This is a genomic window from Blastocatellia bacterium (assembly GCA_035275065.1).
Classification (GTDB): Bacteria; Acidobacteriota; Blastocatellia; order UBA7656; family UBA7656; genus DATENM01.
The window spans coordinates 57,301-80,749 of record DATENM010000136.1 but is presented as its reverse complement, the minus strand read 5'-3'; the positions used below and the strand labels follow the sequence as shown (position 1 = coordinate 80,749).

Below are 23,449 nucleotides of genomic sequence, written 5' to 3'. Positions count from 1 at the left end.
ATGCTCACTGACAAGAACAAAGCGGGCGTGTTGTTTGACGGGCGCGAGGCGCGCCCTACAGCCGAGGCGCGCCCGGCTCAATCTAAAGCCGCCGCGTCAGCTCAAGCCGCGCCGGCTCGCAGCGCGGCGATGGCAGAAGCCGGCGAGAAAGCCGCGAAAGCCGGCTCAAGCCGCGTGGCGTTCGGCGGCTTGTTCCTGTTCACGATGATGCTCTACATCCGCCCGAACGATCTGGTGCCGGGCGCGTTCGAGACGTTTCAGATCGTCAAGCTCGTCGCCATCTTCACGATCCTCGCTTACCTCGGCTCGCAGCTCTCGCGCGGCAAGGGGCTGACGGTCTGGCCGCTCGAAATGAAGATGCTGGCGGTCATCGTGCTGCTCGCCCTGGCCTTCACGCCGCTCGCCGTGTCGCCGCAGACCAGCATCGACACCCTGAGCGATTCGTTCTTCAAAGTCGTCACCATCTTCGTGCTGATGCTCAACCTGATCGATACGCGGGCGCGGCTGCGCGGCTTCATGAAGCTGTTGATCTGCTGCGGCATCTTTGTCGCCGCGAGCGCCGTGTTGAACTATTTTCGCGGCGCTACGGGCGTCAACCAGTCGGGCGAGCTGGTGCGCATCGCCGGTTACGGCACCTTCTTTTCAAACCCCAACGAGCTGGCGATGGCGGTCAATCTCATCATGCCGTTCGCGGTCGTCTTTGGGCTGACCAGTCGCGGCATCAAGCGCCTGGGGTTCTTCCTGATCGCGGGACTGCTGGCGTTTGCGGTGGTCGTGTCGTTTTCGCGCGGCGGCTTTCTCGGGCTGGTCGCCATCGGCGGCGTGCTGCTGTGGAAAGCCGGGCGCGGCAAGCGTCTGGTGACGCTCTGCGCCGGCGTGGTGATCGCCGGGGCGTTCGTCGTGTCGATGCCGAGCGGCTACGGCGACCGCATCTTCACGATCCTGCACACCAACGAAGACAAGACGAACTCGGCGCAGGAACGTCAGGAATTACTGGCGCGCGGTCTTGACGTGATCGCGCATCACCCGATCATCGGCGTCGGCGCCGGCAACTATGGCATCTATTCGCTGCACGGACTGGTGGCGCACAACTCTTACATCGAAGTCGCCGCCGAGCTGGGCATTGCCGGCTTTGCCGCTTACCTGGTGCTGATCTTTGCGCCGCTCCGCTCGCTCCGACGCATCGAGCGCGACACCTATGCCCGCCGCGCCCACTGGAGCGACGCCGAGCGCGAGACCTATTACGTCAGCGTCGGCTTGCAAGCGGTGATTATCTCGTATGCGGTGTGCAGCTTTTTCCAATCGGCGGAATATTCGTGGTATCTCTATTATCTCGTCGCCTACACCGCTTCGCTGCGCCGGATTCATCGCGACGAAGCGGCGAGCGGCGCGAGTCCAAGCAATGCCCCCAGTCCGCCAGCCGCCGGCAACGGCGCGCTCTGGCAGTCGGCGCGCGGTGCCTGAAGAAGCCGGCGCATTCGTTATTTACTGGTTTTGAAGGACTGGAATCCGTTATGTCGCAAAGCCTGACGCAAGTATCCGACAACCCGCTGCCTCCCGAAGCCGTGTCGCGGCGTGACCTCTACGCCGACCGCCGGCTGGCCGAAGGCTATCCCGGCCTCGACCGCCTGGCGCTCAAAAATTTTACCGCGACGCTCGACGCGCAGCCCGACGACTCGACGCGCCTCGACCGCTTGCTCGGTCGGCTCAACCGGCTGATCGATCTTGAGCGGGCGCGCAACATCGTCGTGCTCGGCTGTGGGCCGCGCCCGCAGACGGTCAAGCACCTGCTCGAACGCCGCTTCAATGCCATCGGCGTCGAGCCCGTGCCGCTGTTCGTCGAAGCGGCGCGCGAATACCTGAACGACACGGTGCATGTGATGGAAGGCGCTGCCGAGCGCATCCCCGTAGCCGACGGCTCGCAGCAGATCGTCTTTTGCGACAGCGTGCTTGAGCATGTTGTGTCGCCGACGCGCAGCCTCGACGAAATGCACCGTGTGCTGGCACCCGGCGGCATCGCCTTCATCACGACGACCAACCGTTACCGCTTCTCGATCACCGGCGACAACGGCGAATTCATGTTCCGCTTCTTCAACTGGCTGCCGGCGCTTTTGAAAGAAAGCCTGGTGCATCACCACCTGCACTACGACCCGCGCCTGGCCAACTACTCACAACTGCCGGCGGTTCACTGGTTCAGCTACGCGGAGCTGTGCCGGCTCGGCCGCGAGGCGGGATTCGCGCAGTTCTATTCGCTGCTCGATCTGATTGATACGAGCGACCCGGGGGTCAGCGGCAGCCGCTTGAAGCGCTGGCTGGCCGACCGGCTGAAGTTCAATCCCTGGCTGCGCACCCTCGCCCTCACACAGCGCGGCGACACCATCATCATGCTGAAGAGGTAAAGCGAGGGCTAGAGATGTGCGGCATCGCCGGATTTTTTGAACCGCGGCAAAGACTCGCGCCCGCCGAGCAACGTGATCTGCTGGCGCGCATGTGCAACGTCATCGAGCATCGCGGCCCGGACGACGAAGGCTTCTTCATCGAAGGCGGCGTCGCCCTCGGCATGCGGCGGCTGTCGATCATCGATCTGTTCACAGGCCATCAGCCGATCTCGAACGAAGACGACTCGCTGTGGATCGTCTTCAACGGCGAGATCTACAACTACCGCGAGCTGCGCGACGATCTCATCGCACGCGGCCACACCTTTAAGTCCAACACCGACACCGAAACGATCATTCACCTCTACGAAGAAGAGGGCGAAGCGTGCGTCCAACGTCTGCGCGGCATGTTCGCGTTCGCGATTTACGACAAACGCGAGCGCAAGCTCTTCATCGCCCGCGACCGCGTCGGCGTCAAGCCGCTGCATTACGCGCTCGTCGGCGACCGCCTGGTCTTCGGCTCCGAGATCAAATCACTGCTGCAACACCCGGAGGTGCCGCGCGCCGTCAACCTTGAAGCCATCTCCGACTTCCTCTCGTTCAGCTATGTGCCCGACCCGCAGACGGCGTTTCGCGGCATCCGCAAGCTGCCGCCCGGCCACACGCTGACTTTCAAAGACGGCTTCCTGGTGACCCGCCGCTATTGGGACTTCGATTATCCCGAGCCTGACGCCGAGGTCGAAAGCGAAGACTATTACATTGAGCGGCTGCGCGAGACGCTCGCCGAAAGCGTCCGCATTCGCTTGATGAGCGACGTGCCGCTGGGGGCTTTCCTTTCCGGCGGCATCGATTCTTCGACGGTCGTGGCGATGATGGCGCGGGCGATGGACCGCCCGGTGAAGACCTTTTCCATCGGCTTTACGGAATCTTCGCACGACGAGCTGCACTATGCGCGCATCGCGGCGCGTCACTTCAACACAGACCATCACGAATTCATCGTCACCCCGGACGTCTGTCGCATCGTCGAAGAGATCGTCTGGCACCACGACGAGCCGTTCGCCGACATGTCGAGCGTGCCGACTTACATTGTCTCGAAGATGGCGCGCGAGCATGTCACGGTGGTGCTGTCGGGCGACGGCGGCGACGAGCTGTTCGCCGGTTACGAGCGCTACTTGATTGATCGCCAGCGCGAGCGCTTCGAGCGCCTGCCCGGCTTCTTCCGCCGCCGATTGATGCTGCCGACGGCGCGCTTGCTGCCGCGTCATGCCTACGGCAAGAACTACCTGCGCAACGTCGCGCTCGACCCAAGCGCCCGCTACATCGATAGCATCTCGTGTTTTGACGAAGAGAAGAAACAGCAACTGCTGTCGAATGAATTCCGCCGCGCTTTGTCGCGTTACAACGCGACGGACAAGTTCAACAAGTTCTTTGCCGCGCCCGGCTCAAGCGAGCGCCTCGACCACCTGCTCTACCTCGACAGCAAGACCTACCTGCCGGGCGACATCCTGACGAAGGTGGATCGCATGAGCATGGCGCATTCAATCGAGGCGCGCGAGCCGCTGCTCGATTATAAGCTGATCGAGTTCGCCCAGCAGATTCCGGCGCGCTTCAAGCTGCGCGGCGCAGAAACCAAGAGCATCTTGAAGCGCGCCATGCGCGGCATGATCCCCGACCAGATCATCCATCGCCCGAAGCAAGGCTTCGGCGTGCCGATGCAAAAGTGGTTCAGGGAAGACCTGCGCGAGATGGTCATCGACACGCTGACCGAGAGCCGCACGCAGCAGCGCGGCTACTTTGACCAGCAGGCGGTCAACGCGATCCTGCGCGAGCATCTGAGCGGGCGGCGCGACAACTCGCGCCACCTCTGGAGCCTGCTGATGCTCGAGCTATGGCATCGCTCGTTTATCGATCATCAACCGGAACCGGCCTTCGCCGGCGCCAAGAAGCTGACGCTCGACGGCCTCAGCGTCGGCGTTTGAGGAAGGTGACAAGTGACAAGTGACAAGTGACAAGAAGAATTGCGGAAGCCTAGGCTTGCCACGCTCTAAGTGACAACGTCTTGTCACTTGTCACTTGTCACTTGTCACTCAAAGAATATGTGCGGCATTGCGGGCATCATCGGCGGCGACCCATCCACGCGCGAAGCATCGGCGCGGCGCATGCTCGCGGCCTTAGCGCGGCGCGGGCCGGACGGCGAAGGATTAGAAAGCTGGCCTGATGCGACGCTTGGGCATCGCCGGCTGGCGATCATCGATCTGAGCGACGCGGGCCGTCAGCCGATGCTCACCCATGACGGTGAGATCGGCGTCGTCTTCAACGGCGAGATTTATAACTTCCGCGAGCTGCGCGATGATCTCATCGCGCGCGGCTATCACTTCCGCAGCCACACCGATTCCGAAGTCCTGCTGCATGGCTATCGCGAGTGGGGCCTTGAAAATCTTGTGACCCGACTTCGCGGTATGTTTGCCTTCGGCTTATGGGACAACCCAACCCGCAAGTTCTATCTGGTGCGCGACCGCCTCGGCGTCAAGCCGTTGCTTTACCTTCTGCGCGACGGCCAACTGGCTTTTGCCTCGACGGCGCGCGCCTTGCGCGACGCAGGGCTTGCCGGCGAGATTGACGAGCGCGCCGTTGCCGAGTTCCTCCACTTCGGTTTCGTCACCGACGCGCGCTCGATCTATAAAAACGTCATCAAAGTGCCCGCCGGCGCGATTGTCGAGTTTGCCAACGGTCATCTTCAAACACGCGCTTACTGGCAACTGCCCGCCGTAGACGCCGACTCGTCCATCTCGTTCCGTGATGCGGTCGAAGAGACTGAGCGGTTGTTGCTCGACGCGGTCGCGGCGCGTCTCTATGCCGATGTGCCGGTCGGCTCGCTGCTCAGCGGCGGCGTCGATTCGAGTCTCGTCTGCTGGGCGACCGCGAAGCTCGGCGCGCAGGTCACGGCTTACACCGTCAGCACGCCGGGCGACGTGTGGGATGAAGCGGCTGACGCGGTGGCGACGGCCCGTTTGCTCAAGCTGAATCACCGCGTCGTCGAAGTATCAGCCGCGCAAGCGCCCGACGTGACCGAGCTGGTCAACGCCTACGGCGAGCCGTTCGCCTGCGCCTCGGCGCTCGGCATGCTGCGCGTTTCCGAAGCGGTCGCGCCGGCGGCGAAAGTGCTGCTGACGGGCGACGGCGGCGATGATGTCTTTCTCGGATACGAAGGCCACAAACATTTCTGGATGGCCGAGCGGCTGGCCGCGCGCCTGCCGGATCAGAGCAACAAGTGGTGGCTGGCGTTGCGCGACCGCATGCCGCGTATCGGGCCGATGGGCCGCGCCGCCTCATTCATTGATTACGCGACCGGCGGGCTCGGCGGTGTGGCGCAGGCGCGCGACGGCTTGCAGTTATATCAGCGCGCCGGCTTGCTCGGCGCGCGATTGCAGGATGCCACCATAGACCAGCTTGCCATCCCTCGGTCAATTGAATCGGCGCGCAGCCTGCTCGCAGAGTTCTTGCTCTACGACCGCGACACGCGCTTTACCGGCGAATATCTGACCAAAGTAGACGGCGCGACCATGCATCATTCAGTCGAAGCGCGCTCGCCATTCCTCGACGCACACCTCTGGGAGTTTGCCGCCCGCCTGCCCTTCGCCGTTCGGCTGCACGGCGGCCAACTGAAAGCCATCCTGCGCGAGATTGCCCGGCGGCATCTCGGCGAGCGCGTCGCCGGCGGGCGCAAGCGCGGCTTTGGCATCCCTGTGCAACGCTGGCTCGCCGGCCGCTGGCGCGAACGCGTCGCCGCGAGCTTCACCGATAGCCTGCTGGCAAGCGAAGGCTGGCTGCGCTCGGACGGCTTGCTCGCCGAGTTAGACAAAGCGGCGCGCGCAGGTTTCGCGCCGAATCAGTTGTGGTACGGCTACGTTCTGGAATCGTGGCTCAGACATGAACGCAGCGCCGCAAGCGCATCGCTCGCGGCGACTCAATCTGCCCCCACCGCATGGCTGCTCACCTAGAATGGCTGATGTGGCGCAATCTGTTAGATTGCGCGAGTCCTGGCGCAATCTGTTAGATTGCGCTACATCGTTACGGCGTCTGAATTTCTGCCGCCGTTGGGCATTTCGCTCAATTGCGAGGTGCGGTATTGCGTCCTAACGTCCTACAACTGATTGGCAGCTTTCACCAGGGCGGCTCCGAGCGCCAGGCTGTGCAATTGACGCGCCTGCTCAAGACCGCCAACCGCTACGACGTCCATCTTGCCTGCATGGATCAATCAGGCGCGCTGCTTGACGAAGTCCGACAGATGGGACTCCGCGACATTCCCGAATATCGCCTCAACAGCTTTTATGATCGTAACGCGCTGGTGCAGGTGCGGCGATTCGCCCTCTACTTGCAGAAGCGCGGCATTGACATCGTTCAAACACACGATTTTTACACTAACATCTTCGGCATGGCCGCCGCCCGCCTGGCCGGCGTCCGCGTGCGCATCGCGGCGCGGCGCGAAACGACCGGGTGGCGCACGCCTGCGCAGAAGATCGTTGAGCGCCAGGCGTATCGCTTCGCGCACGCCATCGTCGCTAACTCTGAAGCCGTGCGCCGCCAGCTCATCAGCGAAGGCGTCGCCGGCCGCCGTGTCGTCACCCTGCATAACGGCATCGATCTCGACCGCCTGCGCGTCCCCGAAGATTTCAATCGCGCCGCGGCGCTGGCGTCATTCGGGCTGCCGACCGCGCCGGAATTGCGCTTTGTCACGGTGGTCGCCAATCTCCACCACGCCGTCAAAGATCATCCGACGTTCCTGCGCGCCGCCCGTCGCGTGCGTGAGGCGTGGCCTTCGGCGCGCTTCGTGATTGCCGGCGAAGGCGAATTGACCACTGCCATGCAAGCGATGGCCGCGCAACTCGGGATTGCCGACGAAACCTTTTTCATTGGCCGCGCCGGGCACATCGCCGAGTTGCTGGCCGCTTCCGATGTTTGCGTGCTTAGCTCGCAGGCCGAAGGCTTCTCGAATTCGATACTCGAATACATGGCCGCCGCGCGGCCTGTCGTCGTCACCGATGTCGGCGGCGCGCGCGAAGCCGTGAGGGATGGCGAGTCAGGCTACATCGTGCCCGCCGGGGCCGATGAAGCGATGGCGGCGCGCATCATCGCGCTGCTCAGTGATGATGAGCAGGCGCGAGCCATGGGCGAGCGTGGCCGCCGGATGGTTGAGCAAAAATTCTCGTGCGCCGCGCAGCTTTCGGCAACCGAAGCGCTCTACGACCGGCTGCTGGCGGCCAACGCGCGGCGGGTTGCGCGTCCGGCTGATCGCGTTCAGCGCGAGATCGCTTAGAGCGATTTGCAATCAGGTGTAGCGCAAGGCGGTTAGCTTGCGCAGCGCCTCGCGCAAGCTAACCGCCTTGCGCTACATAACCGAATGACCTCTGACGCGAACAACAAAGCAAGCAACGCCGGGCGGCGCATCCGCGTGCTCATCGCCGCGCCGTCGCTCGACATTTATGGCGGGCAGGCGTTGATGGCGGCACGGCTCATCGAGCAACTTCGCCAGGAGCCTGCACTTGATGTCGCCTTTCAGCCGCACAACCCGCGCCTGCCGCGCGGCCTCGCCTGGCTGCAACGCCTCAAGTACGTTCGCACGGTGGTGACGACGCTGGCTTATCTGTTGATGCTGATGGCGCGCGGCTGGCGTTATGACATCATTCACGTCTTCACGGCGTCATACTATTCGTACCTGCTGTCGGCGGTGCCTGTGCTGCTGGTCGGCAAGCTCTACGGCAAGAAGACCGTTCTCAACTATCGCAGCGGCGAAGCCGCGGACCATCTGACCCATTGGCGCAGCGCCGCAATCACCATGCGATGGGCCGACCGCATCGTCGTGCCGTCAGCTTATCTGGTTGATGTCTTGGCGCGCTTCGGACTGCCGGCCACGGTGGTCTTTAATACGATTGAGCTTGAACGCTTCGGCTTCCGCGAGCGCCGGCCCTTGCGCCCGCTGTTTGTCAGCGCGCGGCTGCTTGAGCCGCTCTACAACGTCAGTTGTACGCTGCGCGCCTTCGCGCTCGTTCAGCAGCGTTACCCCGAAGCGCAGTTGACCATCGCCGCCGACGGCAGCGAGCGCAACAAGCTCGAACAACTGGCCCGCGAGCTTAATCTGCGCCACACGCGATTCATCGGCAAGGTTGATTATCAGCAGATGCCTGACGTGCTCGACACCGCGGACATCTACCTGAACGCCAACGACCTCGACAACATGCCCAGCTCGCTCATCGAATGCATGGCGGCGGGCCTGTGCGTCGTCAGCACCAACGCCGGCGGCATCCCCTACATCATCACCCACGAAGAGACCGGCCTGCTGGTCGCCTGCAACGATCACGAAGCCATGGCGCGCCAGGCGATTCGCCTGCTCGAAGATCATTCGCTCGCCGCCGCCCTCGCTCACCGCGCCCGCCGCGAGTGCGAGAAGTATCAATGGTCGGCGGTCAGGTGCGATTGGCTGAATCTCTATCAGCAACTCGCCGGCGTAGACACCGCGACGCTCAGCCGCCGCGCCGACGCCGCGCAATCACTCTGAGGGCAACAGGCAACTGACATGGCAACGGCGCAAGCACTCACCCAACCGACAACTTCCCGCCGCCCGCTGCTCGCGGCGCTCAATTCCCGCCGTCTCGCCATCAGTATCGCGGCAGGCGTTGTTGTAATCTATGTCGCATTGACCTTCGGCACCTCGATCAGCCGGCGACCGTGGAGCGATGAAGGCTGGTTCGCGTCGCCAGGTTATAACCTGGCGACCACGGGCTCGATGGGCTCGCCCGTGCTCGATGGGACGAGTTGGCTGCCGGGCATCAATCAACACACTTACTGGGTGCTGCCGCTGCACCTGGTGACGCAGGCCGGCTGGTACAAGCTGTTCGGCTTCAGCCTGCTGTCGCTGCGGTTGCTGTCGGCATTCTTCGGACTGGTGGCGCTCGTCGCGTGGTTCGTCATCATGAAGCGGCTGGCGACGGATTACCGCGTCGCTTTACTGACCGCGGCGCTGCTGGCCGTGGATTACAGCTTCGTGATGGGCGCGTCATTCGGGCGCATGGACTTGATGTGCGCGGCGCTCGGATTCGCCGGATTGGCGGCTTACCTGTCGCTGCGCGAAAACCATTTCGCATGGGCGGTGCTGGCCGGCCACACGCTGGTCGCCGCCAGCGGCCTGACGCACTTCATGGGCATCCTGCATTTCGCCGGCCTCATCTTCCTGACGCTCTACTTTGATCGCCGGCGAATCAAGTGGCGTTATGTGGCGCTGGCCGCCGTGCCTTACGTGATCGGCGCGATGGGCTGGGGCCTCTACATTCTGCAAGACCCGACCGTATTCGCCGCACAGTTCAAAGCCAACGCGACGACCGCCGGCAGGCTGCAAGGCTTGCGCGCGCCGTGGCTGGGCTTCCTGCATGAATTCACCGAGCGTTATCGCGCCGCTTTCGGACTCGGCGATCAATCGCCGGGCCATTCAGCCATCGCCCGTGTGAAAGCGCTCATTCTGGTCGCCTACCTCGCCGGCATCGTCGGCGCGTTTGCGACGCGGCGGATTCGCCAGTCGCGCGGCTTGCGGGCGCTACTGCTGCTGACGACGATCTACTTCGTCATCATGGCGGTGCTTGATGGGCAGAAGCTCGCCTGGTACCTGGTTCACATCGTGCCGCTCTACACGGCGTTGCTGGCGACCTGGCTCGTGCACACCTGGGAGGCGGCGCGTGTGCCGCGCCTAGCCATCGCCGCAGCAGTCGCGGCGTTGCTGCTGCTGCAAGTCGGTGGCGTCGTCCAGCGCATGCGGGCGAACGAATACCGCGCCAGCTACGAGCCGGCCACCGATTATTTGAAGAGCCACATGCAGCCTTCGACCTTGATTATGGGAAGCGCCGAGCTGGGCTTTGCGCTCGGCTTCAACGAGCACCTGATTGACGATTCGTTTCTCGGCTACTACAGCGGCAAGCGCCCCGACTTCGTCGTCGTTGATGAAATCTACGCAGAGTCGTTTCAAGGCTCGCAGGTCGAACGGCCCGCCATCTACGCACACATTGACCGGCTGCTGACGACGCAGTACAAGCTGGTCTACGACCAATCGTTTTATCGCATCTACGCGCTTGCCGATGCCCCGCCGGCAGCGCGCGCCAGTCATTCAACCGGCAGATAGAGAAGGAACAGATGAGCGCAGAACCACACACGATCACGCAAATGGCGCGGGCAACCCACGCGCACACCGAAGAAGTGCGCAAAGGCGAGCGTTTCGAGTTCGGCAAGAACTGGAGCCGCTTTCTCGATCTCCTGGACGACAAGCGCATTGCCGACGCCGAAGCCTCGCTGAAGAAGATGCTCGAAGTCGAAACCTTGAGCGGCAAACGCTTCCTCGACATCGGCTCGGGCAGCGGCTTGTTCTCGCTGGCGGCGCGACGATTGGGCGCACGGGTTCACTCATTCGACTACGACCCGCAATCGGTCGCCTGCACGACCGAGTTGCGCCGGCGCTACTTCCCCGGCGACCCGCAATGGGCGATTGCCGAAGCCTCGGCGCTCGACGCCGATTACGTCGGCTCGCTGGGGGAATTCGACGTGGTCTATTCGTGGGGCGTGCTACATCACACCGGCGCGATGTGGCAGGCGCTCGACCATGCGCGGTTGCCGGTCGCCGTGGGCGGCAAGCTCTGGGTCGCGATCTATAACGACACCGGCAGCCAGACGGCGCGCTGGAAAAGGATCAAGAAGACGTACAACACCCTGCCGCGCTGGTTGCGCGTGCCCTTTACGATGATCGTCATGGCACCGCTCGAAGCCAAGGCGGCGCTCTCGGCGCTCGTCGGCGGGCGGCTGTTTGAATGGCTCAGGACGTGGCGCGGCAGAGGCATCGCGCGCGGCATGAGCCGCTGGCGCGACATCGTTGATTGGGTCGGCGGCTACCCATACGAGGCCGCCGCGCCCGAAGAAATTTTCGAGTTTTACAAAGCGCGCGGCTTTCGACTAACGAAGTTGAAATGCGGCGGCGTCGGCCTGGGCTGCAACGAATTCGTGTTTGAAAAGACCCAATAGAAAAGCAACCACAGATGAGCCGCCGACCGATGGTCGGAAGGCGACGCGGCGACACGGGTAAAGATGAGCGGTTCGTTTCCGTCTTTCCCTCGCCGCGTCGCTCGGCGCCGCCGCCGTCTGTTCATGGGTGGTTTCTTTCTTCCTTGCCTGCGCCGTCGCCGCGGTGCGCGTAATAGCCCGGCCTGGTGATGATGGCGACGCCCTTCTCGCGCCTGCCCTCCGAGGATTTTGGAAACCTGCCGCCAATTGTCATTTCTCTTCGTTGAATGCATCAAGCATTTTAGGGCAGCGGTGTCGGCGCGGGTGATGAAGGCAGAGGGATGCAGATCGGTATTGCACAACTGAAAAAGCTGCGCGGCAGGAGCCTGCGCGAGTTTGGCGTGCGTGGCCGGCAAGAGCTGGCCAAGGCGAGCGAGCGATTGCTCGGCACGCGCGAGTTGAGCGAATCCGCATTGCGCCGCGAAATCACTGCCGCCTCGCGCAATGGCACTGCCACCGGCAGCGCCGCGCGCTTGCTTGAAGGCCGGCGCAGAGGCGCGCATACCGCCGCATTTTTGCCGGCGCTTCAGCACCGCGCCGCAATTACCGAGTTGATGGCCGAATGCTTCGCGGCTGAACGCGCCGCCATCATTGAACGCGCCGAACGGGCGCGGCGCGGGCGCTTCGACCTGCTCGGCCTCAAAGACCTGAGCTTCGGCTCGCCGATTGACTGGCACCTCGAACCGCGTGCGGGCAAACGCGCGCCGCTCGACCACTGGAGCCGCATCGCTTATTTAGACCCTGAGCTTGCTGGCGACAAGAAGATCACCTGGGAGCTGAATCGCTGCGCCCACTTCGTCGCCTTCGGGCAGGCGTACTGGATGACCGGCGACGAGCGCTTTGCCCAGGCTTTCGTCGAGCAGGCGGCTGCATGGATGGACGCGAACCCCACGGGGCGCGGCATCAACTGGGCGAGCAGTCTGGAATTGAGCTTTCGCGCGATTGCCTGGCTATGGGCGCTACATCTGCTGATTGATTCGCCGGCGCTCGACGCGGCATTCGTGGCGCGCTTGCTGAAATGCCTGATCGCCCACGGGCGGCACATCGAAAAATATCTCTCGACCTATTTCAGCCCAAACACGCACCTGACCGGCGAAGCGCTCGGCTTGTTCTACCTCGGCTCAGCCTTGCCGGAATTGCGCCGTGCCGCCGGCTGGCGCGCCGCCGGCCTGCGGATTCTCGTCGAACAACTGCCGATCCACATTCGCCAGGATGGCGTCTATTTCGAGCAGACGACTTATTATCACCGCTACACCGTAGACTTTTACCTGCACCTGATGGTGCTGGCCGGCGCGATGAATCTGACACTGCCGGTTGAAGTCGAAGCGCGGCTGACGAAGGCGCTAGATGTTCTGATGTGGACGACGCGCCCCGATGGCCGCGCGTCGTTGATGGGTGATGACGATGGCGGCAGGCTGATGCAACTGGGCGCGCGACCGGCGGACGATTTCCGCGACACGCTGGCGACCGGCGCGGTGTTGATGAATCGCGGCGACTGGAAACAGGTTGCCGGAAAGTCGGCGGCGGAAACGCTCTGGCTGCTCGGCCCCGAAGCCCTGGCGCGATTCGACGCGATACCGGCGCAGCCGCCCGCCTGCGACGCGCAAGCCTTTTCAGAGAGCGGCTACTTCGTGATGCGTGATGGCTGGACGGAAGCGGCGGCCTACGCGGTGATCGATTGCGGCCCGCACGGCGTACAGTCGTGCGGCCACGCGCACGCCGATCAACTGGCGCTCGAGTTTGCTGCCTGCGGCACGTCGTGGCTGGTTGACTCCGGCACGTTCACTTACACGGGCGATGCGGGAATGCGCGATTGGTTCCGCTCGACCGAGGCGCACAATACGGTCACGGTTGACGGCGAGCAGCAATCTGTTTCCGCGGGGCCGTTCGCATGGGCGCAGGTCGCCGAGCCTCTGGCGCGTGAGTTCTTCGATGGTCGTGGCTTCGTTTATTTTGATGGCGCGCACAACGGCTACGAGCGTTTGCCCGACCCGGTCACACATCGTCGCGCTGTGCTGCTGGTCAAAGCGAGCGATGCCGAATGGCCTTCATACTTGATCGTGCGCGACCGCTTTACGGCGCGGGCGGCGCACCGTTACGCGGCGCGCTATCACTTCGCCGCCGGCTGCGAAGCCGCCGCGCAAGCCAGTCTCATCAACGCAACGTCACCTCAAGGCCGGCTCTTGATAAAAGCTTTCAGCACGTCGCCGCTCGCCTCGCGCATTGAAAGCGGCTGGGTGTCGCGCACTTACGCCGAGCGCCAGGCGGCTCCGGTTGCCGTGATCGAAACCGAAGGCGCGGGCCGGCAAGAGCTACTTACCTTCATTATTCCTGGGAGCGCGGGCGGGCGGCCCGCCGTCTCTCAAACCGCATCCATTCAGGCGGGCGAGCCGCCCGCGCTCCCAGGCCAGGCTTATCGGCTCACTGATAGCGACACGCTCGATGTCGTCATCACCGGCGATGGCGCAAGCGAACCGCTCACGGCGCAAGCCGAGATAGCCGTGGCGCGATTCGTCAATCAGCGATTCATTCGCGCCTGCCTCGCGCGGGGCAGGCGAATCGAGATCGCCAACCGCCTGGCGCTGCATTCAGCCTCACTGATTGGCTTCGCGGAAATTAACCAAACAGATGGCGCGCTTGAAATTACTATTCACGACGCAAGCGGTTTTGAATTATCATTTAGCCAGCCTCCTCCAAGCGTCGTGATTAACGGCGCGCGCTTCATCGTTTCATCTGAATGCGCAAACGTCGCTTTTGCTCTCGAAGAATCAGGCTGGGTGTTGACCGACAGGGCTTGAGCATCTATGTGCGGAATCTGCGGCATAGCCATCCCCGACCACTCGCGGCGTCGCGTTGACGGCGCGGCGGTCGCACGCATGCGCGACACCCTCGTGCATCGCGGTCCCGACGATGCCGGGCTGCTGGTTGATTCGCAAGTCGCGCTCGGCCATCGCCGGCTATCCATCGTTGACCTCGCGGGCGGCCACCAGCCGATGTTCAACGAAGACGACACAATCGCCATCGTCTACAACGGCGAAGTCTACAACCACGGCGACTATCGCGCCGATCTCGAAGCGCGCGGCCACCGCTACCGCTCGCACTGCGACACGGAAACGATCCTTCACCTCTACGAAGAGCACGGACGCCGCGCGGTTGAATACCTGCGCGGCATGTTCGCCTTCGCCATCTGGGACCGCTCCGCCCGCCGCTTACTGCTGGCCCGTGACCGCCTCGGCATCAAACCGCTTTATTACACGCTCGACGCGGACGGCACATTGCACTTCGCCTCTGAGATCAAGGCGCTGCTTGAGGCCGGCGCGATCAAGCCCGAATTGAATTACGCGGCGCTTGCGGATTATGCCGCCAACCGCGCCACCACCGGCGAAGCGACGCTGTTTCGCGGCGTCAAGCGCTTGCTGCCCGGCCACACTCTTGAGTGGCAAAACGGCAGCGTCGAGATCAATCGCTATTGGGATGTCAGCTTCAGCAAGGCGGACGACCAACTGAGCGACGCCGATTACGTCGCGCGCTTCGACGAGCTATTCCGCGAAGCGGTCAAACTGCGGCTGATGAGCGATGTGCCGCTGGGGATGTTCCTGTCGGGCGGCATCGATTCGTCGGCCATCGCGGCGGTGATGAGCCAGATGGTCAGTGAGCCGATCAAGACCTTCTCGGTCGCCTTTGCCGAGCGCGAAGCCAACGAGCTGGAATATGCCCGCATCGTGGCGCGTGCTTACAAGACCGATCATCACGAGATCATCGTCAGCCCGGAGGAATTCTTCGCGGCGCTGCCGCGGATGGTCTATCAGGAAGACGAGCCGATTGCCCACCCGTCGAGCGTGCCGCTTTACTTCGTCTCGGAGCTGGCGAGCCGGCATGTGAAAGTCGTGCTGACCGGCGAAGGCTCGGACGAATTGCTGGCCGGTTATGACAAGTATCGCAAGACGGTTTATAACCTGGCGCTCGGACGCCGCTATCATCAATTCGCCCCGGCATGGGTGAAGAGCGCCGTCGCGCAAACGATTCAAGGCTGGCCGGGCAGCTCGCGCTTGCGGCAGAAGCTGACGCGCACGTTTTTCTGTCTAGAGCCTGAGCTACAGCACATCTACTTCGACAACTTCGCGGTCTTTACGCGCGCCATGCAGCAACCGCTATTTACGCCTCAGGCCCGCGAGCAGATGCGCGAAGGCGGCCCGTACGACGCGTCGCTTGCGCACATCGGCACGTCGGACGCTGCGACGCTGCTCGACCAGTTGCTGGCCGCCGACCTGAAGACTTACCTGCACGAGCTGTTGATGAAGCAGGATCAGATGAGCATGGCGGCTTCGATTGAGAGCCGTGTGCCGTTCCTCGATCACAAGCTGGTCGAGTTCGCCTGCCGGCTGCCCGAACGCATGAAGCTGCGCGGCATCGAAACCAAGCACATCCTGCGGCAGGCGATGAAGAATGTTTTGCCGCGCGAGATTTTGACGCGCCGCAAGATGGGCTTTCCGGTGCCGTTGGGCGCGTGGCTGCGCGGCCCGTATCGCCACATCATCGATGAGTATGTCTTGAGCGAGCGGGCGACGGCGCGCGGCGTCTTCGACCCGCAGTACGCGCGCGAGCTGGCCGCTCGTCATCAGGCGGGCGAAAACCATGCGGAAAGATTATGGGCGCTGGTGAATTTTGAAATCTGGCAGCGCCGTTTCTTCGATGGCGAAGCGACGACAGACAACCACCAACCTAGGCCTACGTGTCTGGCAGCGGTCGGCGGTCAACCGTCGTCGGCTGGTGTAATCAGACGATGAGAATTCTCTGGGTCAAAGCCGGCAAGCTGCTGCCCGTAGACACGGGCGGCAAGATTCGCTCGTTCAACATCCTGCGCGAGCTGGCGGCAAACCATGCGGTGACGCTGCTGACTTACTACGGCGGTGCGCGTGATGAAGATTACGAGCAGAACCTTCAAGTCCGCTTCCCCGGCGCCGTGACGATTCACACCGCCGCGCCCGACGCCACGGCCTTCGAGCGCGCGGTGGATTACCTGCGCCGCCTGCCCCGCAGCGCGCCCTACGCGGTGACGAAGTTTCATGCGCCCGCCGTCGAGCAGTGGTTAAGCCAGCGCCTCGGCGAGCGGCGCTTTGATGTCGCGGTCTGCGATTTCCTGTCGGCGACCCTGAATTTTCCTGAGCGCCTCGACACGCCGACGCTGCTCTTTCAGCACAACGTCGAATCGTTGCTGTGGCGGCGGCAGGCGGCACACGAGCCGAATTGGATTCAGCGGCTGGCCTTCAAGGTCGAAGCGGCGAAGATGGCGCGCTACGAGCGGGGCGCGGTCAACCGCTTTCATCACGTCATCGCCGTATCCGATCAAGACCGCGAGCAGATGGCCGGGATGACCGCCGCCGAGCGTATCAGCGTCGTGCCGACCGGCGTTGATCTCAAGCAGTTCGCCGCGCCGCCCGGCCATCGCGCGACCCGCCCGGTCATCGTCTTCGTCGGCTCGATGGACTGGGAGGCGAACATTGATGGCGTTGATTTCTTCTGCCGCGATGTCTGGCCGCAGGTCAAGCGAGCCGTGCCCGACGCGACATTGCGTCTGGTCGGTCGCAACCCACACGCGCGAGTGGCGCGCTGGGCCGACGACTCGATTGAGGTCACAGGCACCGTGCCGTCTGTCGTCGAGCATTACAAAGAGGCGATGATCAACATCGTGCCGCTACGCATCGGCGGCGGCACCCGCTTGAAAATTTACGAAGCGATGGCCATGGGCAAAGCGACGGTTTCGACAACGATAGGCGCTGAAGGGCTGGACGTTGAAGACGGGCGCGACATTCGGCTGGCCGACGACGCCGCGAGCTTTGCCGGGGCGATCATCGAGCTGGTCCGCGATGACGCGCTGCGGCAGCGCATTGAAGCGGCAGCGGCGCGCAAAGCGGCGCAGTACGACTGGTCGGTCATCGCCGGGCGCTTTGCCGAGATTCTGGCGCGTGTGGCAAGGGCTACAAAGAGCGAAGCGGTCGAGCCGGCGGCGCGCACCTCGGCGGCGGCGATTTGATACGTAAAGTCATCATTGATTAGTCGGGGGCATGAAATGAAGTTGAGCGTTTTTGGATTGGGTTACGTCGGCTGCGTTTCGGCGGCCTGCTTTGCGAAGGCCGGCCACGAAGTCGTCGGCGTTGATGTCAACCAGGTCAAGGTGGACATCATCAACGGCGGGCGCAGCCCGATTGTCGAGCCGGGCATTGAAGAGCTGATCCGCGAAGCGGTCGGCGCGGGCCGCTTGCGCGCCACCACCGACGCCGCCGAAGCGGTGGCCGGCGCTGACGTTTCGCTCGTCTGCATCGGCACGCCGAGCAACCCGAACGGCAGCTTGAACCTGGCTTACATCAAGCGCGCCTGCCAGCAGATCGGCGAAGCAATTGCCGCGCGGACGCGCTTTCACATCGTCGTGATGCGCAGCACGATGCTGCCGGGGACGATTGAGCAGACGGTCATCCCGACGCTCGAAGTCTATTCCGGCAAGCGCGCGGGCCGTGACTTCGGCGTCGCCATCAACCCCGAGTTTTTGCGCGAAGGCACCTCGCTTGCCGACTTCAACAACCCGCCTTTCACGCTGATCGGCGCTGACGACGAAGACACCGCCGGCTTGCTCTCGCGCCTCTACGCCGGCATCGATGCGCCGCTGCTGACGGTGCGCGTCAAAGAGGCCGAGATGGTGAAGTACGCCTGCAACACCTTTCACGCGCTGAAGGTGACCTTTGCCAACGAGATCGGCAACGTCTGCAAGGCGATGAACGTTGACAGCCACAAGGTGATGGAAGTCTTTTGCAAAGACACCAAGCTCAACCTCTCGCCTTATTATCTGAAGCCCGGCTTTGCCTTCGGCGGCTCGTGCCTGCCGAAAGATTTGCGGGCGATTACTTACAAAGCCAAAGAGCTGGACGTTGACGTGCCGGTGTTGAGCGCCATCCTCGCAAGCAATCGCCGCCAGGTCGAGCGCGTTGTCGAAGCGGTGCTTGAAACCGGGCGCAAGCGCGTCGCCGTGCTTGGCTTGAGCTTCAAGTCGGGCACCGACGACCTGCGCGAAAGCCCGATGGTGGCGTTGATCGAAACCCTGATCGGCAAGGGCATGAAGCTGGCGATCTATGACCGCGACGTTGAGCTGGCGCGGCTGTTCGGCGCCAACAAGGAATATATCGAGCGCGAGATTCCGCATATCTCGTCGCTGATGTGCGCCGACCTGAATCAAGTGATCGAGCAGGCCGAAGTCGTCATCGTCGGCAAAAAAGAAGAAGAGTTTCGCGCCCTGGCCGAGCGCATGAATGACGGGCGCATCGTCATCGATCTGGTGCGGCTGTTCGACGCGCAAGACAACCGCCGGCAATATCAGGGCATCTGCTGGTGAAGCGATAAGCGATGAGCAACTTGACGAGTCAATTTAAGAAGCGCGGGACGACGACTGGACACGCCGTAGTGCCCACGGCTGCCGAGCAAGCGCAGGCCGTGTTGTCGAAGCGGTTCAAGGCGCTGCAACTGACGCAGATGGATGCGCGCACCTTGCGCTTTACGGCGCAGGGGCGCAGCGCCGATGTGTGCGTCCAGCTCGAAGTCTTGCAGCCATCGCTTGCCGCTGATGCGCGGCAGCGCGAGCTGTTTTATCTTGAAGCCTTCGCGGCGGCAAAACTGACGCACTTCAACATCGCGCGCACCAGCAAGCCGCAGGAGACCGAGGGCCTGCACTTTTGCGTGATCGAATATAAGCCCGAAATGTGCCGCTTGCGCGACCGGCTCAGCCGCAACGGCTGGCTGGAAGTCGAGGCCGCCTGCGACATTGCCGACCAGGTTGCGAGCGCGCTCGATTGCGCGCACTCTTCAGGCGTGCTGCATCTGCAACTCTCGCCCGACTGCATCTGGGTCGAGCCGAACGGCTGGACGACCGTCGCCGGCTTCGGTATCGAGCGCGCGCCGCAACTGGCGTGGGCGCACCGCGAGCGGGCGCGCCGCCTCGCCGCGTCCTATACCAGCGTTGAGCAGGCGAGCAGCGCGGCGTGCGACGAGCGCAGCGACCTCTATTCGCTCGGCGCGATTCTTTACGAGATGCTGACCGACCGCGTGCCATTCGATTCCGACGACGCCGAGTATGTGCGCGAGCGGCAGTTGCAGTTTACACCGGCGCCGCCGCACCTGATCTCGCCGGAATTGCCAGAAGCCATTTCAGTCGTCATTATGAAGTTGCTCGAAAAAGAAAAAGAGAATCGTTTCGCGAGCGCCGCCGAATTCCAGGTGGCGCTCGACGAGGCGCGGCAAGCGATGAAAGGATGAGCGATGTATCTTGAGTATTATGGGCTGAAAGAATGTCCCTTCAGCCTGACGCCGGACCCGCGATATATCTTCAAGACGGAGAGCCACCTTGAGGTGCTGGCGACCGTCAAGTACGGCGTTGATCAGAACAAAGGCTTGATCGTCGTCAGCGGCGAAGTCGGCTGCGGCAAGACGACCATTCTGCGCGCCGCGCTCTCGACCTTTGGCGACGAGGTGCTGGCTATCTACATCTTCAACCCGTTTCTAACCGCCGCCGAGTTCTTCGAGCAACTGACCGGCGAGATGGACTTGCGCTTGCCGCGCACAGTGACCAAGCCGGAGATGCTCTCAGCGATGGGGCGCATGCTTGCCGAGCGCCATGCCGCCGGCCTGCGCACGGTGCTGATCGTTGACGAGGCGCACGGACTGCCGACGGCGCTGCTCGAAGAGATTCGCCTGTTGATGAACTTCGAGACCAACAGCGAAAAGCTCTTGCAGGTGGTCTTGTGCGGGCAGCCGGAACTGGCCGAGACCTTGAACCGCCCGCAACTGCGCCAGCTCAAGCAGCGCGTCTCGCTGCGCTGCGGGATCAAGCCGTTGAGCATTTTCGAGATCAGCAAGTACATCCGCTTTCGCTTGAAACAGGCGGGCGCGACCAACGTCGGCTTGTTCGACAACGCCGCCGTCAAGCTGATCGGCCAGGTCTCGCAGGGCATCCCGCGCATCATTAATAATATTTGCGACAACGCGCTGCTTTATGGCTACGCCGCAACCAGCGAAGTGATCACGCGCGAGATCGTCGAAGAAGTCGTCCGCGCCCTCGACCTGATGCCGCACGGTGCCAGCGAGAATAACGTTGTGGACTTCGGCAACGAATTCAGCTCCGGTCGTTGAGCGCCCGGCGCGCGCCGCCGCCTCCGATTCGCCTTTCCGCATCAGCAGATTTTTTTCCTGGCCGCTGAAACCTTTTCGCCCTCCCGCCCACTAACTGAGCGTTACGCAGAAAATAATTCTTGAGAAGGAGAAGGCAAATCATGAAGCGAGCATATTCACGCCTGATCGCCGTTTGCGCGGTTCTGTTAATGACGGCAATGGCGGGCGCAGCACAGGATTTCAGCAAGAAATACGAGCTTGGGGCCGGCGGCCACATTAACATCCACAGCGTTTCCGGCGACGTGACGATCACCGGCTACAACGGCAGCACGGTCGTGGTCACGGCGGTCAAAAAGGGCCGCGACCGCGACCGCGTCGAAGTCGAAGACATGAGCGGCGGCGACCGCATCGATCTGCGCTCGCGCTATCCTGAGCGTTGCAACTGCGACGCCAGCATCAACTTCACCGTGCAGGTGCCGCGCGGCGTGAAATACAGCTTCGACAAGATTAGCTCGGCGAGCGGCGACATTAAGATTAGCGGTGTCACCGGTGACATCAATGGGCATTCGGCGAGCGGCGACGTAACCATTGAAGAGGTCGAAGGCAGCATCAGCGCGTCATCCGCCAGCGGCGACGTGCGCGTTAACCGGGCCGTCGGCACGGTCAATGCCCGCAGCGCCAGCGGCGACGTCGAAGTCGATCTGGCCGGCATCAATGGTGCGGGCAGCATGGAATTCACTTCGGCGAGCGGCAATGTGCGCGTCAAAGCGCCCGCCGATCTGGACGCCGAGGTTGAAATGTCTTGCACGAGCGGCGACCTGAAGACCGACTTTGCCTTATCCGTCAACGAGCCCGAGCATGGCTCGCGGCGTTCGGCGCATGGCCGCCTGGGCAGCGGCGCGCGCTACTTAAAGATTCGCTCATCTTCGGGCAGCGTCAGCCTGACGCGCAATTAGACCCGAATAAACCGCAGAGGACGCAAAGGGGCGCAGAGGTCGGATCAAACCTCTGCGCCCCTTTGCGTCCTCTGCGGTAAATCCTTGCGGGCGATTTTCAATCTCTCATCTTTCGGTTTACGATTAATCCTGTTATGAGCAAGGCCGATTACCCGGTGACGCCGGCCGTGCGCATGTTGCGCGACCGCCAGGCGAGCTTCGAGCCGCACCTCTACGAATATCAAGAGCACGGCGGCACGGCGCGCTCTGCCGCAGAGCTTGGCGTTGACGAGCACGCCGTCGTCAAAACCCTGGTGATGGAAAACGACCGGCGCGAGCCGCTGATCATCTTGATGCACGGCGACCGCGAAGTCTCGACGAAAGAGCTGGCGCGCGCCATCGGCGCGAGGTCTGTGGCGCCGTGCAAGCCCGACGCGGCGCAGAAACACACAGGCTATCTGGTCGGCGGCACCAGCCCCTTCGGCACGCGCAAAAGTATGCCGGTCTATGTCGAGCGCACGATCTTTGATCTGCCGAAGATCTACATCAATGGCGGCAAGCGCGGCTTTCTGGTATCGCTCGACCCGCAGGCGCTCAAATCGCTGCTGCCGGTTCACGAAGTCGCCGTCGCCATTCCCTCACGCTGAAATGACAGGCCAACTGAGCAAAGGAATAGCAACAAGCAATGAATGAATACGCAGACAGAGACGGACCGCCCGAGCTGAATGAAGCCCTGGTTGACCCCGACCCGATCCGGCAATTCGCCCTCTGGTTCACTGACGCCAGCCTCACGGGCATCAAGCTGCCAAATGCTATGACCCTGGCGACGGCGACCGCCGACGGCAGCCCCTCGGCGCGCGTCGTCTTGTTGAAAGAGTTTGACGCCGACGGCTTCGTCTTTTACACGAACTACGAAAGCCAGAAGGGCCGTGAGCTTGAGGCCAACCCGCGCGCCGCGCTCTGCTTCTACTGGCCGGAGCTTGACCGGCAGGTGCGCATTTCAGGGAGTGTGACCAAGACCACACGCGAAGAGTCCGAAGCGTACTTCCACACGCGGCCCGTAGACAGCCAGCTCGGCGCGTGGGCTTCAAAACAAAGCGCGGTGATTGCCAGCCGCGAGGTGCTGGAAGAAAGGATGCGCCAGCTGGTGCGGGAATACGAAGGCGGCGAGGTGCCGTTGCCGCCCTACTGGGGCGGCTACCGGCTGGCACCCCGGGTGATCGAATTCTGGCAGAATCGCCTGAGCCGATTGCACGACCGCTTGCGCTACACCCGGCAGGCGGGCGGCGGCTGGCTCATCGAGCGGCTTTCCCCCTAGCGGAAGGCAAAAGTAAAAAGTAAAAAGGCAAAAGTAGTGCGGAGCCGGATTAAAAGATAGGATTGTCTACCTATTCACTCCCCTGCCCAACTTTTACCTTTTACCTTTTTACTTTTTACTTTTTACTTCAAGTGAAGCCTGGCCGGGGGCCTTCAAACTTCACGGCGGCGCGGTAGGAAGGGCCGTCCTCGACCCGCAAGACTTCTGCCACATACTTCATCCAGTTGTCTTTCTTGAATGGCAGCTTGATGTAGACATCGAGCCGCATGCCTTTGCGGACCGGCTCGGCGAGGTCAACTAGTGCGCCGCCGGAGCTGATGTTGAGTACGCGTCCCTCGCCGCTGATTGCGCGTCTGCCGTCTCCGCCTTCGATCTTGATCGGCCAGTCCACAGCGAATCGCTTTCCTGTTCTTCGTTCAGTCAATGGCCGTCCTCCAGTCTGAATCTGCCGGGCGTTTACGCTGCGGGGCACACAGCGGGCCGGCTCGCCTGCTTCTGCTCATTTTACTTACCAAAATTAATAGTGCGAATCCATCAGGGGTTCCTTGTTGAAGGAATCAAGCGGCTGCGCC

General features: G+C 62.7%; 18 protein-coding genes. 17 read left to right on the top strand and 1 reads right to left on the bottom strand.

Annotated features, from left to right (window positions below; all coding sequences use genetic code 11):
* The 17 genes from VJ464_25660 (at window position 1) to pdxH (ending at window position 22,877) form a co-directional block, all read left to right on the top strand.
* Window positions 1-1,464, top strand: a complete 1,464-nt coding sequence (locus VJ464_25660; protein ID HKQ08534.1) for an O-antigen ligase family protein — start codon at window positions 1-3, stop codon at window positions 1,462-1,464.
* A gap of 50 nt (window positions 1,465-1,514) precedes the next feature.
* Entirely contained in the window at window positions 1,515-2,399 is an 885-nt protein-coding gene (locus tag VJ464_25655) for a class I SAM-dependent methyltransferase (protein ID HKQ08533.1), read from the top strand.
* A gap of 14 nt (window positions 2,400-2,413) precedes the next feature.
* A complete protein-coding gene (asnB, locus tag VJ464_25650) occupies window positions 2,414-4,354 on the top strand; it encodes an asparagine synthase (glutamine-hydrolyzing) (GenBank protein ID HKQ08532.1) in 1,941 nt (646 codons plus the stop codon).
* Window positions 4,355-4,471: 117 nt separating this feature from the next.
* Window positions 4,472-6,376: an asparagine synthase (glutamine-hydrolyzing) gene (asnB, locus tag VJ464_25645; protein ID HKQ08531.1), complete on the top strand. Its 1,905-nt coding sequence runs from the start codon at window positions 4,472-4,474 to the stop codon at window positions 6,374-6,376.
* Between the two features lie 128 nt (window positions 6,377-6,504).
* Window positions 6,505-7,692: a glycosyltransferase gene (locus VJ464_25640; protein ID HKQ08530.1), complete on the top strand. Its 1,188-nt coding sequence runs from the start codon at window positions 6,505-6,507 to the stop codon at window positions 7,690-7,692.
* 84 nt (window positions 7,693-7,776) lie between these two features.
* Window positions 7,777-8,931 (top strand): glycosyltransferase family 4 protein, encoded by a 1,155-nt coding sequence (locus VJ464_25635; GenBank protein ID HKQ08529.1) that lies wholly within the window; start codon window positions 7,777-7,779, stop codon window positions 8,929-8,931.
* Window positions 8,932-8,949: 18 nt separating this feature from the next.
* The gene (locus tag VJ464_25630; protein HKQ08528.1) at window positions 8,950-10,542 is read left to right on the top strand and encodes a glycosyltransferase family 39 protein; all 1,593 of its coding nucleotides are present in this window, start codon (window positions 8,950-8,952) and stop codon (window positions 10,540-10,542) included.
* An 11-nt stretch (window positions 10,543-10,553) separates the two neighbouring features.
* Window positions 10,554-11,432 (top strand): class I SAM-dependent methyltransferase, encoded by an 879-nt coding sequence (locus VJ464_25625; GenBank protein ID HKQ08527.1) that lies wholly within the window; start codon window positions 10,554-10,556, stop codon window positions 11,430-11,432.
* Window positions 11,433-11,752: 320 nt separating this feature from the next.
* Window positions 11,753-14,269 carry an alginate lyase family protein gene (locus VJ464_25620; protein ID HKQ08526.1) on the top strand — a complete coding sequence of 839 codons (2,517 nt, stop codon included), beginning with the start codon at window positions 11,753-11,755 and terminating at the stop codon, window positions 14,267-14,269.
* Between the two features lie 6 nt (window positions 14,270-14,275).
* Window positions 14,276-16,258, top strand: coding sequence for an asparagine synthase (glutamine-hydrolyzing) (gene asnB, locus VJ464_25615; GenBank protein ID HKQ08525.1), 1,983 nt, complete (start codon window positions 14,276-14,278; stop codon window positions 16,256-16,258).
* Window positions 16,255-17,505: a glycosyltransferase family 4 protein gene (locus tag VJ464_25610; GenBank protein HKQ08524.1), complete on the top strand. Its 1,251-nt coding sequence runs from the start codon at window positions 16,255-16,257 to the stop codon at window positions 17,503-17,505. Before asnB (VJ464_25615) ends, VJ464_25610 begins: the two co-directional genes overlap by 4 nt.
* Window positions 17,506-17,541: 36 nt before the next feature.
* Window positions 17,542-18,855 carry a UDP-glucose/GDP-mannose dehydrogenase family protein gene (locus VJ464_25605; GenBank protein HKQ08523.1) on the top strand — a complete coding sequence of 438 codons (1,314 nt, stop codon included), beginning with the start codon at window positions 17,542-17,544 and terminating at the stop codon, window positions 18,853-18,855.
* A gap of 11 nt (window positions 18,856-18,866) precedes the next feature.
* Window positions 18,867-19,772: a serine/threonine-protein kinase gene (locus tag VJ464_25600; protein HKQ08522.1), complete on the top strand. Its 906-nt coding sequence runs from the start codon at window positions 18,867-18,869 to the stop codon at window positions 19,770-19,772.
* 3 nt (window positions 19,773-19,775) lie between these two features.
* Complete coding sequence (locus tag VJ464_25595) at window positions 19,776-20,645, top strand: AAA family ATPase (protein HKQ08521.1); 870 nt, start codon at window positions 19,776-19,778, stop codon at window positions 20,643-20,645.
* Between the two features lie 140 nt (window positions 20,646-20,785).
* Window positions 20,786-21,580, top strand: coding sequence for a DUF4097 family beta strand repeat-containing protein (locus tag VJ464_25590; GenBank protein ID HKQ08520.1), 795 nt, complete (start codon window positions 20,786-20,788; stop codon window positions 21,578-21,580).
* Window positions 21,581-21,714: 134 nt separating this feature from the next.
* Window positions 21,715-22,206: a Cys-tRNA(Pro) deacylase gene (gene ybaK / locus VJ464_25585; protein ID HKQ08519.1), complete on the top strand. Its 492-nt coding sequence runs from the start codon at window positions 21,715-21,717 to the stop codon at window positions 22,204-22,206.
* A 38-nt stretch (window positions 22,207-22,244) separates the two neighbouring features.
* Window positions 22,245-22,877 carry a pyridoxamine 5'-phosphate oxidase gene (gene pdxH / locus VJ464_25580; protein HKQ08518.1) on the top strand — a complete coding sequence of 211 codons (633 nt, stop codon included), beginning with the start codon at window positions 22,245-22,247 and terminating at the stop codon, window positions 22,875-22,877.
* Window positions 22,878-23,004: 127 nt separating this feature from the next.
* On the opposite strand, the gene VJ464_25575 is transcribed toward pdxH, so the two are convergent.
* Window positions 23,005-23,301, bottom strand: a complete 297-nt coding sequence (locus tag VJ464_25575; GenBank protein ID HKQ08517.1) for a PilZ domain-containing protein — start codon at window positions 23,299-23,301, stop codon at window positions 23,005-23,007.
* Window positions 23,302-23,449 lie beyond the last annotated feature (148 nt).

Bases quoted from the DNA above. Each gene is read 5' to 3' on its own strand.
- VJ464_25660 (HKQ08534.1), top strand. From the start codon at position 1: ATGCTCACTGACAAGAACAAAGCGGGCGTGTTGTTTGACGGGCGCGAG.
- VJ464_25655 (HKQ08533.1), top strand. From the start codon at position 1,515: ATGTCGCAAAGCCTGACGCAAGTATCCGACAACCCGCTGCCTCCCGAA.
- asnB (HKQ08532.1), top strand. From the start codon at position 2,414: ATGTGCGGCATCGCCGGATTTTTTGAACCGCGGCAAAGACTCGCGCCC.
- asnB (HKQ08531.1), top strand. From the start codon at position 4,472: ATGTGCGGCATTGCGGGCATCATCGGCGGCGACCCATCCACGCGCGAA.
- VJ464_25635 (HKQ08529.1), top strand. From the start codon at position 7,777: ATGACCTCTGACGCGAACAACAAAGCAAGCAACGCCGGGCGGCGCATC.
- VJ464_25630 (HKQ08528.1), top strand. From the start codon at position 8,950: ATGGCAACGGCGCAAGCACTCACCCAACCGACAACTTCCCGCCGCCCG.
- VJ464_25625 (HKQ08527.1), top strand. From the start codon at position 10,554: ATGAGCGCAGAACCACACACGATCACGCAAATGGCGCGGGCAACCCAC.
- VJ464_25620 (HKQ08526.1), top strand. From the start codon at position 11,753: ATGCAGATCGGTATTGCACAACTGAAAAAGCTGCGCGGCAGGAGCCTG.
- asnB (HKQ08525.1), top strand. From the start codon at position 14,276: ATGTGCGGAATCTGCGGCATAGCCATCCCCGACCACTCGCGGCGTCGC.
- VJ464_25610 (HKQ08524.1), top strand. From the start codon at position 16,255: ATGAGAATTCTCTGGGTCAAAGCCGGCAAGCTGCTGCCCGTAGACACG.
- VJ464_25605 (HKQ08523.1), top strand. From the start codon at position 17,542: ATGAAGTTGAGCGTTTTTGGATTGGGTTACGTCGGCTGCGTTTCGGCG.
- VJ464_25600 (HKQ08522.1), top strand. From the start codon at position 18,867: ATGAGCAACTTGACGAGTCAATTTAAGAAGCGCGGGACGACGACTGGA.
- VJ464_25595 (HKQ08521.1), top strand. From the start codon at position 19,776: ATGTATCTTGAGTATTATGGGCTGAAAGAATGTCCCTTCAGCCTGACG.
- VJ464_25590 (HKQ08520.1), top strand. From the start codon at position 20,786: ATGAAGCGAGCATATTCACGCCTGATCGCCGTTTGCGCGGTTCTGTTA.
- ybaK (HKQ08519.1), top strand. From the start codon at position 21,715: ATGAGCAAGGCCGATTACCCGGTGACGCCGGCCGTGCGCATGTTGCGC.
- pdxH (HKQ08518.1), top strand. From the start codon at position 22,245: ATGAATGAATACGCAGACAGAGACGGACCGCCCGAGCTGAATGAAGCC.